The sequence below is a fragment of the Stenotrophomonas sp. YJH_SMC_110 genome (genome assembly GCF_059369255.1).
Genome location: NZ_JCAFSM010000002.1, coordinates 156,936 through 174,008, shown reverse-complemented (window position 1 = coordinate 174,008; position 17,073 = coordinate 156,936). Strand labels below are relative to the sequence as shown.

Sequence of the window (17,073 nt, the reverse complement as noted above, 5' to 3'; positions counted from 1 at the left end):
GCCGGCGCGGGCGGGCGATGGCCGCAGCAGCCATCGCCCGATGCATCAACGGGCGCTGTCGACCACGGTGGCCGACACGGTCGGCACCGCTTCGGCATCCTCGGCGATCTGGCGCGGCGCCGGTTCGGCCACGGCCACGCCCAGGTAGCGCTGCATCAGCTCCTGCACGATCGGGCTCTTGCCGGCAAAGCCTTCGATCGACTTGCCCAGCGACACCGCCTTGACCAGGTTCTCGAACATGCCGCCGTCGCCACCGACCAGGTCGATATCGGCGTTGCGCAACGCGCTGGCGATGACGTTGGCGTTCTCGCGCGAGACTTCCTTGCCGGCTTCGATCGAGGCCAGCGCCTGCTTCAGGCTGTTGTCCAGCATCATGCGGAACTCTTCGTGGCCACGTGCCTGGTCGCTCAGCGAAGCGATCGCTTCGAACTTGCGCACCAGGCCTTCGGCTTCGGCCAGCAGCTTCTTCTGCACCACGCCGGCTTCGGCGTTGCCCAGCGATTCGGTGGCGGTGGCACGGGCCAGGCCCATCTTCTCCTCACCCTGCGCCTGCGCCTGCAGGGTCTCGGCCAGCACGCGGGCTTCGTTGCTGCCCTGCTTCAGGCTGGCTTCGGCCTTGGCTTCGATCACGCGGGCCTCGGCGATGCCGACCTTCTCGATGGCCAGTGCCGAAGCTTCACGCACCTGCGCTTCGGCCAGGCCCGGTGCGGCCTGCTCGGCGCGCAGCGCGTCGGCCAGCAGGCGCTTGGCTTCGGCCTGCTTGCCGGCTGCTTCGTGTTCGGCCTGGGCCAGCGTGGTCAGTTCCACTGCGCGGTGCTTGGAAGCGGTCTCGCGTGCCTGCGCTTCCTTTACCTCGCGCACCAGCGATTCCTGTGCCTTGGCCTCGGCTTCCAGGATCAGCACCTGCTTCTGGCGGTCGGCCTCGGAGACCTCGCGCACTTCCTTGATGCGCTCTTCCTCCTGCGCCACGGTCTTGTCGATGGAGATGCGTTCGCGGGTGATGTTGGCCACGTCCATCTTGCCCTGCTCGACCACCTTGTCGCGCTCCACGCCCTGCAGCTGCACTTCGCGGTCGGTGGTGACCTGCTCAAGCTGGCGTGCGCGCTCGACGCGCTCGGCCTCGATGGCCACGGCGCGCTGGCGGTTCTGCTCGGCCACTTCCACTTCGCGCAGGCGGTTCTGGTCGCGGATCTCGATCAGCTGCTGTGCTTCGATGCGGGCGTTCTCGGACAGCTGGCGCTGCTCTTCCTGCACCTTGGCGGTCTCGGCCTCCTCGCGCGCGCGGATGGTCTCGATCTCGCGCTTCTGGCGTGCTTCGGCTTCGGCCTGCTGGCGTTCCAGCGCCAGCAGCGCTTCACGCGCTTCCACGTTCTTCTTGGTGATGGCGAGCTTCTCGTTCTGCTCCAGCTCGTTGGTCACCACGTTCTGCGCGGCGGTCAGCTCGGTGATCTTGCGGATACCCTGCGCGTCAAGGATGTTGAACTGGTCCAGCAGCGCCTTCGGGGTCTGCTCCAGGTAATCGATCGCCACGTCTTCCAGCACATAGCCGTTGAGGTCGTTGCCGATCACCGCGATGATCTCGTCGCGGAACTCCTGGCGCTTCTCGAACAGTTCGGTGAAGTCGAACTTCTTGCCGACCGTCTTCAACGCTTCGGAGAACTTGGCGTTGAACAGCTCATCGACGGCATGCTTGTCCGACGCACGGTCGGCACCGATGGCCTTGGCCACGCGCAGCACGTCGGCCTGGGTCTCGTTCACCCGCAGGTAGAAGGCCACGGCGATGTCGGCACGCATGTTGTCGCGGCAGATCAGGCCTTCCTTGCCACGGCGGTCGATCTGCAGGGTAATCAGGCTGATCCGCATCAGCTCGGCGCGGTACAGCACCGGGATGATCAGCGCACCGGTGAAGTGCACCTTGGGCGTGGAGCTCATGTCGTTGACGATCAGGGCCACGCCCTGGTCGACCTTGCGGTAGAAGGCCTTGAACAGCCCGGCCACGCCCAGCAGCAGGACAAGCAGGCCGCCGGCGACGGCCAGGAACGGTAAGAGGGATGCCAACGTCATTGATGAGTCTCCTTGTTGCCCGGAAGCAGGTTGTCCTGGAAATCGAGGGCGATCGCATCGGCGCGGACCACCCGGTAATAGTGTTGTTCGGCCATGTGCTCAACCAGCACGATGCGCTCGCCACGCTGCAGTTCGATGTCGCTGCGGATCTGCAGCACCAGCCCGGCGCCGCCATCATCGACCGTGGCATGACCGCTGCGTGCGTCCACCTTCGGCGACGCGACCACGCCGGCCCGGCCGAGCAGCGATGCCTGCGGCACCGGCCGCAGGCGCAGCAGGAAGCGCCGGACCGGGCGCAGGATCAGCGCGATGAGCGGTACCGCTGGCAGCGGTGCCAGCACCGCCACGAGCGTACCCAGGCCCCAGCGCAGCAGGTCCGGCAGCGGCAGCAGTACGAACAGATGGATGAAATAGGTGATGAGCCAGCCGAACAGGCTCAGCAGGGTGACCACCACCATGATCGGGACGCCACCCAGGCCCCAGCGCGCCAGCATGGCCGACAGGCCACTGAGGTCGGTCCCCGCCTCGAGCGCGCCATCGGCGCCGAGATTGCCAAAACCGTCATCGACCAGGCCGAACGCCGCAACCGCCCAATACATCACCGACACCAACAGCAGAATGCTGTACGGCAGCGTCGGGTAACCGAGTACGACGGTGAGAAACTCCTGCATCGCTTGCCTTCCTGGGCTGTGGGCGGCGGCCGCCCGTTCGGGGCGCGCCGCGCGCGTCCCGTCGATCCCCGCGCCAGCCCTCATGGCAGGCGCGCTTGGGACCATCCTATGTGAAGAATGCGTGCAGGCTCAAATCCAGGTCCAAATCACGGCAAATAATGACGCCAATCACTCGAGAACCGTGCAATCGGCGCGGCGCACTTCCTCGACGAAGGTGCGCATCTTGTAGCCGTCCTTGATGCCCGGCTCCAGTTCGATGCCACTGGAGACATCCACGCCCCACGGCAGGGTACCCAGCACCGCGTCGTAGACGTTTTCCGGGTTCAGGCCGCCGGCCAGCAGGAACGGGCGATGCAGGCCGGTCGGGATCCGGCCCCAGTCAAAGGCCACGCCGGTGCCGCCACCGCCGCCCGGCGCGTGGCTGTCGAACAGGAAGCCGGCGGCGCTGGGATAGCGCAGCTGCAGGGTGCGGGCGTTGATCTCTTCACGGCCGCCCATGGCGATCGCCTTCAGGTACGGCATGTTGAAGCTGCGGCAGAAGCTCTCGTCTTCCTCGCCGTGGAACTGCAGCAGGGTCGGTCGTACCGTGCGCAGCACCTCGCGCACTTCTTCCTTGCTGTTGTTGCGGAACAGCGCCACCACGTCGACCATCGGCGCGATCGCCTGGCGCATCGCGCGTGCCTCGGCTGGAGCGACCCGGCGGCTGCTTTCACGGGCGAAGATGAAACCCACCGCGTCCACGCCCAGCTCACCGGCCAGGCGGACGTCGCCGGCCCGGGTCATGCCACAGAACTTGATGCGCGTGCGGTAGTAGGAGCGGCTCATAGCGTGACCTCGGCGGGCAGATGCCAGTTGTCGGGGTACAGGGGCCCAAGGAACACCAGGCCCTGCGGCGGTGCGGTGGGACCGGCTACGGTGCGATCGCGCCCGGCCAGCAGTTCGGCGATCCATTCCACCGGCTTCTCGCCACTGCCCACCAGGATCAGCGATCCGACGATATTGCGGACCATGTGATGAAGGAATGCATTGCCCTGCACGGCGACCTCGATCACCTCGCCCTGGCGGCTGACCTGCAGCGACTGCAGTTCACGCCGTGCATGCAGCGCCTGGCACTGCACCGAGCGGAACGCGCTGAAGTCGTTCTCGCCTAGCAGGGCCTGGCCGGCGGCATGCATCAGGCCCGCGTCCAGCGCACGGCGCTCCCAGCTGAGGGTCTGCCGCTGCAGCGCCGGCCGCACTTCGCGGTTGAGCAGGCGGTAACGGTAACGGCGTGCCCGCGCCGAGAAGCGGGCGTGGAAATCATCGGCCACGGGCACGCACCAGCGCACCGCGATCGAGCGCGGCAGGCGGGTGGTGGTGCCCAGCATCCAGGCGCGCGGATCGCGCACCACGTCGGTGTCGAAATGCACGACCTGGCACTGGCCGTGCACGCCGGCATCGGTGCGACCGGCACAGACCACCTGCAGCGGCGCATCGGCCACCGACGACAGGGCCTGCTCAAGGCTGGCCTGCACGCTGGGACCACCCTCGCCCAGGTTCTGCCAGCCCCTGAAATCGCTGCCGTCGTACTCGACGCCAAGCGCGTAACGCATGTGCTACCTCGATGTTGCGGGAGGGGCGGCGCTCAGGCCGGATCGCGTTCGGACCAGACCGCCAGTTCGTTGCCACCGGGCTCGACGAACTGGAAGCGGCTGCCACCGGGGAAAGAAAACACCGGCCGTACGATCTCACCGCCAGCGTCGCGCACCGCCGCCTCGATGGGCGCCAGCTGGTCGGCATACAGCACCAGCAGCGGCGCGCCGCTGTCACTGGCCCGTTGCGGCTGGCCGCGGAAGAAGCCGCCCTGCAGGCGGCCATCGTCGAAGGCGGTGTAGTCGCTGCCATAGTCGACGAACGACCACCCGAACACCTTTTCGAAGAAGGCGCGGCTGTCGGCCGGGTCACTGGAGGCGAATTCAACGTAGTCGATACGGCGCTCGCGGCTCATGGCACGGTCCTTGTCGGCGGGTTCGGTCACGGCAGGCGGGCCAGCAGTTCGCGAGCCTGGGCCTGGCAGTGCAGGTCGCCGCCCTCGGCCACTTCCAGCAGCAACGTCCGTGCGGTCTGCGCATCGCCCAGGTCGAGGTAGGCGATGGCCAGTTCCAGGCGTTCCTGCCCGGCGCGCGGCGCCCAGCCGGCATCGCTGGCCGGCGCGGCAGTACCGTCTTCATGCGCGGCCGCGGCCAGCGCGTCGTGCGGCGCCGCGCTCGAATCCCCGCCGTCATGATGCTCGGCCGGCAGGTCGAACACGCCGCGGAACTGCGGCTGCTGTTCGGCGTGCAGCGCGTAGTCCGGCACTGCGATCTCGTCAGGGACCGCCTGCGCGGGCGGCTCATCCTGCACGGGGGTGTCCTGCATGGCCACCGGCTCGTCCCAGCGCGGCAGGTCGGTCACGGCCCCGGGCAGCTCCACTACTTCGTCATCGCGCAGCGTCTGCGCCTGCCAGTCAGTCTGGGCGGCGACGTCGGCGACCGCTTCGGCAGCCACGTCATCCTGCACCTCGGCTTCGGTCGCCCAGGCAGGCATCGCCGGTTCCTGGCGGCCACTGTCGGACACCGCCGTCGACCACGAAGACTGCTCGGCCAGCGTATCCAGCGCCGCGCCGGCCGGTACCGCAGCGGCCAGGCCGGCGGCGTCGCCTTCCTCGCGCAGCGGCGGCAGTGGCGACGGCTTGCGACGACGCAGCAGCCAGGCCGCGCCGGCCGCCAGCAACAGCACCGGCAGACCCAGCCAGTACCACGGCGTTGCCGCATCGCGGGCATCCGGTGCCTGCGCCAGGCGCTGCTGCGCCGCGGCCAGGTCGTTGTCCTTCATCGCGATCAGCGACTGCTGCTGTTCCTTGAGTTTTTCCAGGTCGGCCACCCGCTGCTTCAGCTCGCCGATCTCGGCATCGCGGGTCGCGATGTCCTCGCGTGCCTGGCGCAGTTGTTCGTTGCCCAGCATGTCACCCTCGCTGCCGGCTGCAGTGCCGGTGGTTGTGCCCGCGTGCGCGGCGTCGGAGGCCAGCGCCGGAGCGATTTCAAGTCGTGCCCCAGTGGCCGCAGCCGGGGAAGAAGCGTTCGTGGTTCCCGCCGTGGCGACCGGGGCGACAGTACCCGCCGGTTGCGGCACGGTGCGCGCCTGACGCCACTGTGCGGCATGCTCGCGCACCAGCGCGGCGGCCTCGGCGGCATCGACCGCCGCCAGTGCATCGCTGCCGGGCATACGCAGCACGGCGCCCTGCCTGAGCAGGTTGACGTTGCCACGGATGAAGGCCTCCGGGTTGGCCCGCAGCAGCGCAATCATTGCGCGGTCGCGGCTGACCTGGTTGCCGCGGGCCACCACGCTGGCGATCTGCGACAAGGTCTGCCCACGCTGGACGGTAACGCTGCCATCGGCTGCCGGTGCGGCAGCGGGTGCAGCCACTGCACGCGGACGAGCCGGTGCGGGTGCCGGCGTGGTGGCGGTGGACGGCGCAGGCGCGCTCACGCTCTCCGCGGCGGCGGGCGCCGGGGCGGCCTCACGGGCGATGGTGTTGGAGAGCGTACCTGCGGGTGCAATGATTTCCGGCTCGGCCACGGCCAGTGCGCTGGACGGTGCATCGACCAGCGCCGAGTACTCGCGCACCAGGCGGCCCTGGCCCCAGTCCGCCTCGATCAGGAAGCTCAGCGACGGGGTCTCGACCGGCGTCTGCGAGGTCACCCGCACCACTGCCCTGCCCTGCGCATTGCGGGTCAGTTCGAACTGCAGTTCGCCGACCAGCCCGGTCGGCCGCTGCAGGCCGACGCGCTCGAAGGTGACCGGTGAGGCCAACGCGACACGCAGGTTCTCCAGCTCGGACGGATCGGCCGAGACCACCGGGATTTCGGCCAGCAGGGGCTGGCCCGGCTTGGACAGGACACGGATGTCGCCCAAGCCCAGGGCAAGCGCCGAACTGCTGGCCAGGGCCAGCAGCGCGGTGGAAAGATAGAGGAGGGGGCGCTTTGCGCCCCTGGCCCGTTTATTCATGGCGACACTATAAAGCGTGCGGACCGCGGTCCGCACCCACCGATGGAGACCTTCGGTAGTGCCGGCCGCTGGCCGGCAGACACTCACGTGCCATCACGGCAATGCCGGCCAGCGGCCGGCACTACCGGTGAGGCAACCGCTGTGATCAGCGCTGCTCGGCGGCGACCAGCTCGGCCAGCTGCACGGCATTCAGGGCGGCGCCCTTGCGCACGTTGTCCGATACGATCCACAGGTTCAGGCCGCGCGGGTGCGACAGGTCCTCACGGATGCGGCCGACGTACACCGCGTCGGTGCCCGAGGCGTGGGTGACCGGGGTCGGGTAGCCACCGGCCTCGTGACGGTCCACCACTTCGATGCCCGGCGACTGCTCCAGCAGCGCACGTGCTTCGGCCACGGTGACCTTGTCGCGGGTTTCGATCGCCACCGACTCGGAATGGCCGTAGAACACCGGCACGCGCACTGCAGTCGGGTTCACCAGGATGCTGTCGTCGCCGAGGATCTTGCGGGTCTCCCAGATCAGCTTCATTTCTTCCTTGGTGAAGCCGTTGTCCTGGAAGTCGTCGATGTGCGGGATCAGGTTGAAGGCGATCTGCACCGGGAAGCGCTGCGGATCGATCTCCTGGAAGCTCAGCAGCTGGCCGGTCTGCTTGCCCAGCTCCTCGGTGGCCGAACGACCACCGCCGGACACCGACTGGTAGGTGGAGACGTTGATGCGCTCGATGCCGTACTTGCGGTGCAGCGGCGCCAGCGCCACCAGCATCTGCATGGTCGAGCAGTTCGGATTGGCGATGATGCCGCGCGGACGGTTGGCGACCTGTTCCGGGTTGACTTCGGACACCACCAGCGGCACGTCATCGTCGTAACGGAAGGCCGAGGAGTTGTCGATCACCACCGCACCTGCGGCGGCGAACTTCGGTGCGTATTCCTTGGACACGCTGCCACCGGCCGAGAACAGCGCGATCTCGACGCCGGCCGGATCGAAGGTGGCCAGGTCCTGGACCGTGACCTTCTGGCCGTTGAACTCGATCTCGCCACCGGCCGAACGCTCGGAGGCCAGGACGCTCAGGGTACCGACCGGGAAATCACGCTCGGCCAGGATCGACAACATGGTCTCGCCGACGGCGCCGGTGGCACCGACGACGGCGACGTGGAAACTGCGCTGTGCATTGCTCATGGGGGAACTCTCACGAAAACGGGAATGGGGAAAAACACGCACGACAGCTGGGTTCGGGGAACCTCCTCAAGCGGGGCGCGCGGAGGTTCCCTATCGTTTCCCGGTTTTTTTGCCCAGCGTCACGCGCGCGGCCATCGCCGCGTCAGCGTTGATCGCGCTCGGCATCCGCGACGGGCCGCCGTCCAGGCCGAGCCCGGCAAGCAGATTATCCACGGCCAGCTGTACCATCGCCGTGCGCGTGGCCAGCGAGGCGCTGCCGATATGCGGAGTGAGCACGACGTTGCGCAGCGCCAGCAGTTCCGGGCGTACCGTTGGCTCGCCTTCGTACACATCCAGACCCGCCGCAGCCAGGCGACCGTTGGCCAGCGCATCGGCCAGCGCGATCTCATCGACCAGGCCACCACGGGCGATATTCACCAGCGTCGCCGCCGGCTTCATCTTCGCCAGTGCGGCGGCATCGATCAGATGATGCGAGGCCGGCGTGTACGGCAGCACCAGCAGCAGGTGGTCGGACTGTGCCAGCAGCGTATCCAGGTCCACATAGGTCGCGCCCACTTCCGCCTCGGTCGCCGCCGGCAGCTGCGAACGGTTGTGGTACAGCACCTTCATGCCGAAACCGTGCGCGCCGCGACGGGCGATGCCCTGGCCGATGCGGCCCATGCCAAGGATGCCCAGCGTGCTGCCATGGATATCGGCACCGAGCATGGTCTGGAACGACCACTGCTGCCACTGCCCTTCGCGCAGCCAGCGCTCGGACTCGGTGATGCGGCGCGCGGTGGCCATCAGCAGGGCGAAACCGAGATCGGCGGTGGTTTCGGTCAGGACGTCCGGTGTGTTGCTGGCCAGGATGCCGGCCGCGCTGAGCGCGTCGACGTCCAGGTTGTTGTAGCCCACCCCGACATTGGCGATCACCTGCAGCTGCGCGGCGCCGGCCACCTGGGCCGCGCCGATGCGCTCGTTGAGCGTGATGATCGCGCCGTCGGCGCTGGCCAGTTGTCCGGCGATCTGGTCCGGGGCCCAGGCGGTGACGGTGTCGGTGCTGCGCAGCTGCACGCGATCGCGCAGCGGCGCGATGGCCGCGTCGATCAGCGGCTGGCTCACCCACACGGTCGGCCGCGTGTCAGCCATCGATCTGCCCGGGAATGCGCGGGGTGATCGTGCCCACATCGCCGCACTGCGCGCGGTGACGCAGCGCCTGGTCCATCAGCACCATCGCTACCATCGCCTCGGCGATCGGGGTGGCGCGGATGCCGACGCAGGGGTCGTGGCGGCCGGTGGTGACCACCTCGACCACGTTGCCGGACGTATCCAGCGACGGGCCCGGCAGGCGCAGGCTGGAGGTCGGCTTCAACGCGATCGAGGCGACCACCGGCTGGCCGGTGGAAATGCCACCGAGGATGCCACCCGCGTGATTGCTGGCGAAGCCCTGCGGGGTCAGCAGGTCGCGGTGTTCGGTGCCCTTCTGCGCGGCGCTGGCGAAACCGTCGCCGATCTCCACGCCCTTCACCGCGTTGATGCTCATCAGCGCGGCAGCCAGTTCACCGTCGAGTTTGCCGTAGATCGGCTCACCCCAGCCCGGCGGCACATTGTCGGCGACCACGTCCACGCGCGCGCCGACCGAATCTCCGGACTTGCGCAGCGCGTCCATGTACGCCTCCAGTTCGGGCACCTGTGCAGCGTGCGGCCAGAAGAACGGGTTGTCTTCCACCGCCGACCAGTCGAAACCGGCCGGGGTGATGTCGCCCAGCTGCGACAGGTAGCCACGCACGGTGACGCCGAAGCGCTCGGCCAGCCACTTCTTGGCGACCACGCCAGCGGCCACGCGCATGGTGGTCTCGCGTGCCGAGGAACGGCCGCCACCGCGCGGGTCGCGGATGCCGTACTTGTGCCAGTAGCTGTAGTCGGCATGGCCCGGCCGGAACTGCTGGCCGATGTTGGCGTAATCCTTGCTGCGCTGGTCGGTGTTGCGGATCAGCAGCGCGATCGGGGTGCCGGTGGTCAGGCCCTCGTACACGCCGGACAGGATCTCGACCTCGTCGGCCTCGCGCCGCGCCGAAGTATGCCGGCTCTTGCCGGTGGCGCGGCGCTGCAGGTCGTGGGCGAATTCGGCCGCGTCCAGCGCCAGCCCCGGCGGGCAGCCATCGATCACGCAGCCGATGGCCGGCCCGTGCGACTCGCCGAACGTGGTGACGGTGAACAGCTTGCCGAACGAATTGGAGCTCACGGGCGCTGCGCCGCCAGTTCGGTGATGCGTGCGCTGTGGGCGATCAGCTCGCGGCATTCAACCGCGAAGATACCCATCTGGCCGACCTTGAATTCGATCCAGGCGAAATCGACTTCCGGCAGCAGCTTGACCAGATGCTGCTCGGATTCGCCCACTTCACAGATCAGCAGGCCGTCCTCGCTCAGGTGCAGCGGGGCATCGCGCAGGATCTTCAGCACCAGGTCCAGGCCGTCGTCGCCGGCACGCAGGCCCATCTCCGGCTCGTAGGAGTATTCCTGCGGCAGGGCATCGGTCTCGTCGTTGGTGACGTATGGCGGATTGGTGACGATCAGGTCGTAGTGGCGGCCGGACAGGCCGTTGAACAGGTCCGACTTGATCAGGGTGACGTTGTGCGCCTGCAGGCGCTCCTTGTTTTCTTCGGCCAGCGACAGTGCATCGTCGCTCAGGTCGACGCCGTCCACCTGCCAGTTCGGGTAGTAGTGGCCCATGGCGATGGCGATGCAGCCCGAACCGGTGCACAGGTCCAGTGCACGGTACACGTCGCGGCCGGCCAGCCACGGCTCGAAGCCGCATTCGATCAGTTCGGCGATCGGCGAGCGCGGTACCAGGGCGCGCTTGTCGCTCTTGAAGCTCAATCCTGCAAACCAGGCCTCACCGGTCAGGTAGGCGGCCGGGATGCGTTCATCGATGCGGCGCTGGAACAGCTCCAGCACGCGCAACTTTTCGGCCTGCAGCAGGCGCGCCTGGCCGTAGGCCGGGCCGAGGTCGTGCGGCAGGTGCAGGCTGTGCAGCACCAGCTGGGTGGCCTCGTCCAGCGCGTTGTCGTAGCTGTGCCCGAAGGTCAGCCCGGCTTCGTTGAAACGGCTGGTGCCGTAGCGGATCAGATCGATGATCGTGTGGAGTTCGGCGGCCGTTTCAGCGGTCATGGCGGTACTGCGGGCAAAGTGGCCCCCGATTATAGGGGCTGGCGCCCGTGGCGGCATCCGTTGCGGCGGAAACGATTCGGGCCACAGCCGGTATGATGGGGCCCACTTCGCGCGGGAGCCCCCATGTTCAATCGCAACGCCGGCATCATCCTGCTGATCGCCCTGGCGGCGGGTCTCGGCCTGCTGGCCGCCCAGCAGGTGTTCGCGCCGAAGCCGCCGGCCAATGCCCCGGCCACCGAAGCGATCACGCTGTACCCACAGCCGCGCGAACTGCCCGACTTCAACCTGGCCCAGTCCGACGGCACCCGCCTGATCCCGGGCGAACTGAAGGGCCACTGGACCCTGGTGTTCCTGGGCTTCACCTTCTGCCCGGACGTCTGCCCGACCACGCTGGCCGCGCTGGCCGGCGCGCAGAACCAGTGGGAAGCCCTGCCCGACAGCCTGCGCCCACGCGTGCTGTTCATCTCGGTCGACCCCGACCGCGACAGCGCCACCCGGCTGGGCGAGTACGTGCACGGCTTCCACAAGGACACCCTGGCCGCCACCGCTGACGTTCCCTCGCTGGAGCGCTTCGCCACCTCGTTGGGCTTCGTGTTCCAGAAGGTGCCGGGCAAGCATTTCGACGAGAACCCCGAGGATTACACCGTCGAGCATTCGGCCAGCCTGGCCGTGCTCGACCCGCAGGGCCGCCTCGCCGGCCTGGTACGCCCCCCGTTCAACGCGCCGGCGATCGCCCGCGACCTGCAGAAGCTGACCGAGAAAACCGCCCCATGAGCCTCACCACCGCCCTGACGTATGCCCTGCCCCACCGCCTGCTGTCCTCGATGGCGCGTTCGCTGGCGTACTCGGACGATCCGCGCGTGTCGCGCTGGCTGATCGACACGGTCACCCGCAAGTTCAACGTCAACCTGGACGAAGCGGCCAACCCGGACCCGCGCAGCTATTCGACCTTCAACCAGTTCTTCACCCGTGCGCTGAAGCCGGGCGCACGCGTGGCCGATGCCGATCCGCGCAGCCTGGTGATGCCGGCCGACGGCCGCATCAGCCAGCTCGGCAGGATCGAGGCCGGCCGCATTTTCCAGGCCAAGGGCCAGTCATTCACCGCTGCCGAACTGCTGGGCAGTGACGAGGACGCCAAGCCATACAACGATGGCCTCTACGCCACGGTGTACCTGTCGCCGCGCGATTACCACCGCGTGCACATGCCGTGGACCGGCACCCTGCGTGAGACCGTGCACGTGCCGGGGCGCCTGTTCAGCGTTGGTCCGGCGGCAGTGAACGGCGTACCGCGCCTGTTCGCCCGCAACGAGCGCCTGGTCTGCCACTTCGACACCAGCTTCGGCCCGATGGTCAGCGTGATGGTCGGTGCACTGCTGGTGTCCGGCGTGGAAACCGTGTGGAGCGGCGAGGAGATTCCGCACTACGGCGACCGCATCACCCGCAAGGACTACCGCGGCCAGGGCATCAGGCTGGAGCGTTTCGCCGAGATGGCACGCTTCAACTACGGCTCGACCGTGATCGTGCTGCTGCCGCCGGGCGTGGCCGAATTCGCCCCGCAGCTGGGCGCCGAAAGCCCGGTACAGCTGGGCCAGGCCCTGGCGAAGCTGCGCTGATAAAAAGGGGACGGAGGGGATTAAGTCGTTTATGCATAAACGACTTAATCCCCTCCGTCCCCTTTTCCACAACGGGATGCCGGCCAGCGGCCGGCACTACCGGTACGCGCGTTACTGAAGGGCCGGGGCCGGGCCGACGTCCATGCCGTCGTAGTCTTCCACGCCCTTCTCCGCGGCCAGCGCTGCGAATTCCTGGTTGCGACGGTCCAGCGAGGCTTCGTCGTGGATCTCCACGCGCTCCACATGCAGCACGTGGAACGGCGCGTCACCCTCTTCCGGATCTTGTTCGAACAGTTCCACGAAGGTGTAGCCCTGCGCCTGCAGGTGCTCTGCCAGTGCCTGCAACGGCTCAGCAGTGGAGTGCACGAAGAAGTACCCCCACAGCAACGGGCCGTTGATGTCCCAGTCGGTGTTTTCGCGGAGGTTGGCGAACAGGTTGCGGGTGTCTTCGAGATCCATGCGGGTTCCAGGGGTCGAGGGAATTACTTGTCGCAGCCCTGCAGCTTCAGCGTCTGGCCGTGGCGCAGGCTGTAGGCCGGGGCCTTCAGGCCGTTGGCGCGGGCCAGGGTCGGCACGTCGCACTGGAACTTCGCCGCGATGGCGCCCAGGGTCTCGCCCTTGCCCACCTTGTGGCTGCGCACCGGCTTCGGGCGCGCGGCCGGCGCCGGGCGAGGCGTCGCCACCGCCGCCACCGGCGTGGTCGGCACACTGGTGGAGGCCGCAGCGTCGGCCACCGGCACCACGCCGCCCACGGCGACGCTGCCGGTGTAGCTGGCCGCGGTCGGGCGCTTGATCGCCGCGTTCAGATCGGCGGTGATCAGGGTGCGGGCCAGGTCGGCACGCGGGCCACTGACGCAGTTGCGCTGGTACAGCCCGGCGATGCGGGTGGTGGCGTTGATCAGGGTGCCGGCCGGAATCCAGCCATCGGCTTCATAGCGCGGGTTGAGGTTGCGCAGCGCGCGCATGTAGCCATCACGGGTGCCGTGGCTGCCCAGGCAGATGGTCAGTTCATAGATGGTGGTGGACTTGGCCAGGCGCAGCGTGGCCGGCTGCGCGCTGATCTTCGGGAACTCCACGCCATACTGCTGCGGGTGCAGGAAGATCCAGGCCGCGGCAATCACCATCGGCACATAGTCCTTGGTCTCGCCCGGGAACTGGTTGTAGACACTGTCGGTCCAGAAGCTCTGGCCGGCGCTCTGCTTGAACACGCGTGCGGCACGGCCTTCGCCACCGTTGTAGGCGGCCACCGACATTTCCACGTTGTTGTTCAGTTCGCGCAGGCGTTCGTTGAGGTAGCTGGCGCTGGCCTCGGCGGCGCTGCGCGCATCGAAGCGCGTGTCGAAGCCGGTGCCATCCGGGCCGAGGCCGAAGCGACGGCCAGTGGCCGGCATGAACTGCATCAGGCCGGCGGCGCCGGCACGCGAGGAGGCGTGCACGCGGCCGTTGGATTCCTTGGCCATGATGCCGAACAGCAGCGCCTCAGGCAGGCCACGCTTCTCCCACTCCGGCCACATCACCGCGCGCAGGTTCTGGTAGTTCTCGTAGCTGGTCAGCAGCGCAGGACGCATGTCGGTCAGCCAGCGACGGATGCCGGCCTGCACCGCCGGGTTGTACTCGACCATGCTGTCGAAGGCGTGCCGCTTGTCGTTCAGCAGCGCGGCAGCGCGCGCGGCCTCGGGCACATCCGCGGTCAGCGGGCCGATGTGATCCGGGTCGGCTTCCAGGCGGTCCCCCCCCTCGTCGGCCACGTCATCGCTGGCAGCGGCATCGGCGTCGTGCTTGAGCAGGCGCTTGTAGCTGGCCAGCAGGGTGCCCATCTGGCAGCCCTTCTGCTTCACGCAGTCGTTGAGGACATCTTCCATGTCCTCCAGCGCGGCGTCGGCCTCGTTGCTGCCCTTGGGGTCGGCATTGGCGACCAGCAGCAGGGCGTCGCTGTAGCGCTTTTCGGCGACGGTCATGCGCTGCTGCAGCGCATCCACCTTCACCTTGTCCCGGGCCGAAACCCGCTGCGCATGGGCGTCGGGCGCCAGGGAAACCAGGCCGGCCAGGGCCAGCAGCGGCCAACCGCGGGAAATCAGGACAGGAACGGGCATTGATGGCACTGTGTGCGAAACAGGCAGGCAGAGTAGCGGCGCCGCCAAGGTCCGGGCAAGCCGACCTTCGGACCGTCACTGCCGGCGGTTAACATTGGGCTATTCATCACAAGGGCTGGACCATGGATCCGATTCTGCTCGGCAAAGGCATTACCGACGATATTGCCGTCACCCTGCTGCCGAAACTCGGCAACCGCCACGGCCTGGTGGCCGGCGCCACCGGCACCGGCAAGACCGTGACCCTGATGACGCTGGCCGAGGGGTTTTCGCGACTGGGCGTGCCGGTGTTCCTGGCCGATGTGAAGGGCGATGTCTCCGGCCTGGCCGTGCCCGGCAGCGGTGCCGAGAACCTGCTGCAGCGTGCCGCCGAGATCGGCGTGGCCGACTATGCGCCGGCCGCCAGCCCCGCCATCTTCTGGGACCTGTACGGCAAGCTCGGCCATCCGGTGCGCACCACGGTCAGCGAAATGGGCCCGACCCTGCTGGCGCGCATCCTCGAGTTGAACGACACCCAGTCCGGCGTGCTCGACATCGTGTTCAAGCTGGCCGACGACCGCGGCCTGCTGCTGCTGGACATGGACGACCTGCGCGCCCTGCTCGGCCTCGTCGCCGAGGAGCGCAAGGACATCTCCACCGAGTACGGCCTGGTCAGCGCGCAGTCGATCGCCGCGATCCAGCGTTCGGTGCTGCGCCTGGCGCAGGACGGTGGCGAGCACTTCTTCGGCGAACCTGCGCTGGAGCTGGCCGACATCATGCGGGTCAACCACGACGGCCGCGGCATGATCGGCATCCTCGCCGCCGACCAGCTGGTACTCAAGCCCAAGCTGTACTCCACCTTCCTGCTGTGGCTGCTGTCGGAGCTGTTCGAGCAGCTGCCGGAAGTGGGCGACCTGGACAAGCCGAAGCTGGTCTTCATCTTCGACGAGGCGCACCTGCTGTTCGACGATGCGCCGCCATCGCTGGTGCAGCGCATCGAGCAGGTGGTGCGCCTGATCCGCTCCAAGGGCGTGGGCGTGTATTTCTGCTCGCAGTTCCCCGACGACGTGCCAGGCAACATCCTCGGCCAGCTCGGCAACCGCGTGCAGCACGCACTGCGCGCGTTCACCCCGCGCGACCAGAAGGCGGTGAAGACCGCGGCCGAAACCTTCGTGCCGAACCCGAAGCTGGACGTGGCCAAGGTACTGAGCCAGCTCGGCACTGGTGAGGCCCTGGTCTCCACGCTGCAGGACAAGGGCATCCCGATGCCGGTGCAGCAGACCATGATCGCGCCGCCACGCTGCCGGATGGGGCCGATCACCGAAGCCGAACGCGCCCAGGTGCGTGCCGGCAGCCCGGTCGGCAGTCGCTACGACACCGCGATCAACCGCGAATCGGCCGCCGAACTGCTGGCCCAGCGTGCACAGAAGACTGTCGAACAGGCGCAGGCGCCGGCCGCGCGCAGCCGCGAGCAGGACGAAGCGCAGGAAGGCGGTTTCGGCCAGGCGATCAAGGATGCGATCTTCGGCACCAAGCGCCGCCAGGGCATGATCGAGACGATGGCCAAGCAGACCACGCGCACCGTCGGCACCAAGCTGGGCAACCAGATCGTGCGCGGCATCCTGGGTGGCATCTTCGGCGGAAAGCGTTGATCTGCCACGGCCGGGGTCAGAGCCCTTTCCGCTGGAAAGGGATCTGACCCCAGGGTCGGATCCCCCCGCCAGGGAGGGCTCCGACCCCACTCCCCGTTCGTCATCCAGAAAAGAAGTCGTATTGCATGTCGCGTTGGCGCCCCCCCGCAGAAAAAAGCACGGCACTGATCACCGCCTCCGGGCATGCCCGGCTGAAGGCCGAACTGGATGAGCTGTGGCGCGTGCGCCGCCCGGAGGTGGTGAAGGCACTGGCCGCGGCCGCCGCGGAAGGTGACCGCTCCGAGAACGCCGAATACACCTATCGCAAGAAGCAGCTGGGCGAGATCGACCGTCGCGTGCGCTACCTGACCAAGCGGCTGGAATCACTGCGCGTGGTCGACACCACGCCGACCGACCCGCTGGCGGTGTTCTTCGGCGCATGGGTGGAACTGGAGAATGTGGACAGTGGCGAGACCAGCCGCTATCGCATTGTCGGGCCGGATGAGACCGATGCCGGGCTGGGCTGGATCAGCATCGATTCGCCGTTGGCGCGGGCGCTGCTGAAGAAGCGACTGGATGATGAATTCTCGGTGGAGCTGCCCGGCGGGCAATTCACCTTTGCGGTGATCGGGGTGGAGTACGCGCCGTTGTAGAGTCGAGTCATGCCCGACCTCG

The 17,073-nt window shown here is 67.9% G+C and carries 16 protein-coding genes; 4 read left to right on the top strand and 12 right to left on the bottom strand.

The genetic code is table 11. The features are described from left to right. Positions 1-45 precede the first annotated feature (45 nt). The 10 genes from AC5P6H_RS05395 to prmB form a co-directional block, all read right to left on the bottom strand. Positions 46-2,064 carry a hypothetical protein gene (locus AC5P6H_RS05395; protein WP_014647885.1) on the bottom strand — a complete coding sequence of 673 codons (2,019 nt, stop codon included), beginning with the start codon at positions 2,062-2,064 and terminating at the stop codon, positions 46-48. Beyond that, the gene (locus tag AC5P6H_RS05390) at positions 2,061-2,735 is read right to left on the bottom strand and encodes a hypothetical protein (RefSeq protein ID WP_014647886.1); all 675 of its coding nucleotides are present in this window, start codon (positions 2,733-2,735) and stop codon (positions 2,061-2,063) included. The genes AC5P6H_RS05395 and AC5P6H_RS05390 overlap by 4 nt, the downstream gene beginning before the upstream one ends. A 168-nt stretch (positions 2,736-2,903) precedes the next feature. Next, positions 2,904-3,560 carry a phosphoribosylanthranilate isomerase gene (locus tag AC5P6H_RS05385; protein ID WP_014647887.1) on the bottom strand — a complete coding sequence of 219 codons (657 nt, stop codon included), beginning with the start codon at positions 3,558-3,560 and terminating at the stop codon, positions 2,904-2,906. Further along, on the bottom strand, positions 3,557-4,327 hold the full coding sequence (gene truA / locus AC5P6H_RS05380) for a tRNA pseudouridine(38-40) synthase TruA (RefSeq protein WP_014647888.1): 771 nt from the start codon (positions 4,325-4,327) through the stop codon (positions 3,557-3,559). Before truA ends, AC5P6H_RS05385 begins: the two co-directional genes overlap by 4 nt. A 32-nt stretch (positions 4,328-4,359) precedes the next feature. After that, positions 4,360-4,722: a VOC family protein gene (locus AC5P6H_RS05375; protein WP_014647889.1), complete on the bottom strand. Its 363-nt coding sequence runs from the start codon at positions 4,720-4,722 to the stop codon at positions 4,360-4,362. A 26-nt stretch (positions 4,723-4,748) separates the two neighbouring features. Further along, entirely contained in the window at positions 4,749-6,761 is a 2,013-nt protein-coding gene (locus tag AC5P6H_RS05370) for a FimV/HubP family polar landmark protein (RefSeq protein ID WP_134966182.1), read from the bottom strand. 145 nt (positions 6,762-6,906) lie between these two features. Next, a complete protein-coding gene (locus AC5P6H_RS05365; protein WP_014647891.1) occupies positions 6,907-7,935 on the bottom strand; it encodes an aspartate-semialdehyde dehydrogenase in 1,029 nt (342 codons plus the stop codon). Between the two features lie 90 nt (positions 7,936-8,025). Then, positions 8,026-9,063: a 2-hydroxyacid dehydrogenase gene (locus AC5P6H_RS05360; protein ID WP_495202372.1), complete on the bottom strand. Its 1,038-nt coding sequence runs from the start codon at positions 9,061-9,063 to the stop codon at positions 8,026-8,028. Beyond that, entirely contained in the window at positions 9,056-10,159 is a 1,104-nt protein-coding gene (gene aroC, locus AC5P6H_RS05355) for a chorismate synthase (protein WP_014647893.1), read from the bottom strand. The genes AC5P6H_RS05360 and aroC overlap by 8 nt, the downstream gene beginning before the upstream one ends. Then, complete coding sequence (prmB, locus tag AC5P6H_RS05350) at positions 10,156-11,085, bottom strand: 50S ribosomal protein L3 N(5)-glutamine methyltransferase (RefSeq protein WP_014647894.1); 930 nt, start codon at positions 11,083-11,085, stop codon at positions 10,156-10,158. The genes aroC and prmB overlap by 4 nt, the downstream gene beginning before the upstream one ends. Positions 11,086-11,208: 123 nt before the next feature. Between prmB and AC5P6H_RS05345 the strand changes: the two genes are divergently transcribed. Both AC5P6H_RS05345 and asd read left to right on the top strand, forming a co-directional pair. Beyond that, positions 11,209-11,859 carry an SCO family protein gene (locus tag AC5P6H_RS05345; RefSeq protein ID WP_014647895.1) on the top strand — a complete coding sequence of 217 codons (651 nt, stop codon included), beginning with the start codon at positions 11,209-11,211 and terminating at the stop codon, positions 11,857-11,859. Then, complete coding sequence (gene asd, locus AC5P6H_RS05340) at positions 11,856-12,698, top strand: archaetidylserine decarboxylase (protein ID WP_075076287.1); 843 nt, start codon at positions 11,856-11,858, stop codon at positions 12,696-12,698. Before AC5P6H_RS05345 ends, asd begins: the two co-directional genes overlap by 4 nt. A gap of 111 nt (positions 12,699-12,809) precedes the next feature. Here asd and AC5P6H_RS05335 read toward each other — a convergent pair whose 3' ends face one another. Together AC5P6H_RS05335 and AC5P6H_RS05330 are read right to left on the bottom strand one after the other, a co-directional pair. Then, the gene (locus AC5P6H_RS05335; RefSeq protein WP_046431838.1) at positions 12,810-13,157 is read right to left on the bottom strand and encodes a ribonuclease E inhibitor RraB; all 348 of its coding nucleotides are present in this window, start codon (positions 13,155-13,157) and stop codon (positions 12,810-12,812) included. 23 nt (positions 13,158-13,180) lie between these two features. Further along, positions 13,181-14,791 (bottom strand): transglycosylase SLT domain-containing protein, encoded by a 1,611-nt coding sequence (locus AC5P6H_RS05330; RefSeq protein ID WP_014647898.1) that lies wholly within the window; start codon positions 14,789-14,791, stop codon positions 13,181-13,183. 122 nt (positions 14,792-14,913) lie between these two features. Here AC5P6H_RS05330 and AC5P6H_RS05325 point away from each other — a divergent pair, with 122 nt between their 5' ends. After that, entirely contained in the window at positions 14,914-16,419 is a 1,506-nt protein-coding gene (locus tag AC5P6H_RS05325; RefSeq protein WP_197621655.1) for a helicase HerA-like domain-containing protein, read from the top strand. 125 nt (positions 16,420-16,544) lie between these two features. Then, positions 16,545-17,051 (top strand): transcription elongation factor GreB, encoded by a 507-nt coding sequence (gene greB / locus AC5P6H_RS05320; RefSeq protein WP_014647900.1) that lies wholly within the window; start codon positions 16,545-16,547, stop codon positions 17,049-17,051. Positions 17,052-17,073: the final 22 nt, after the last annotated feature.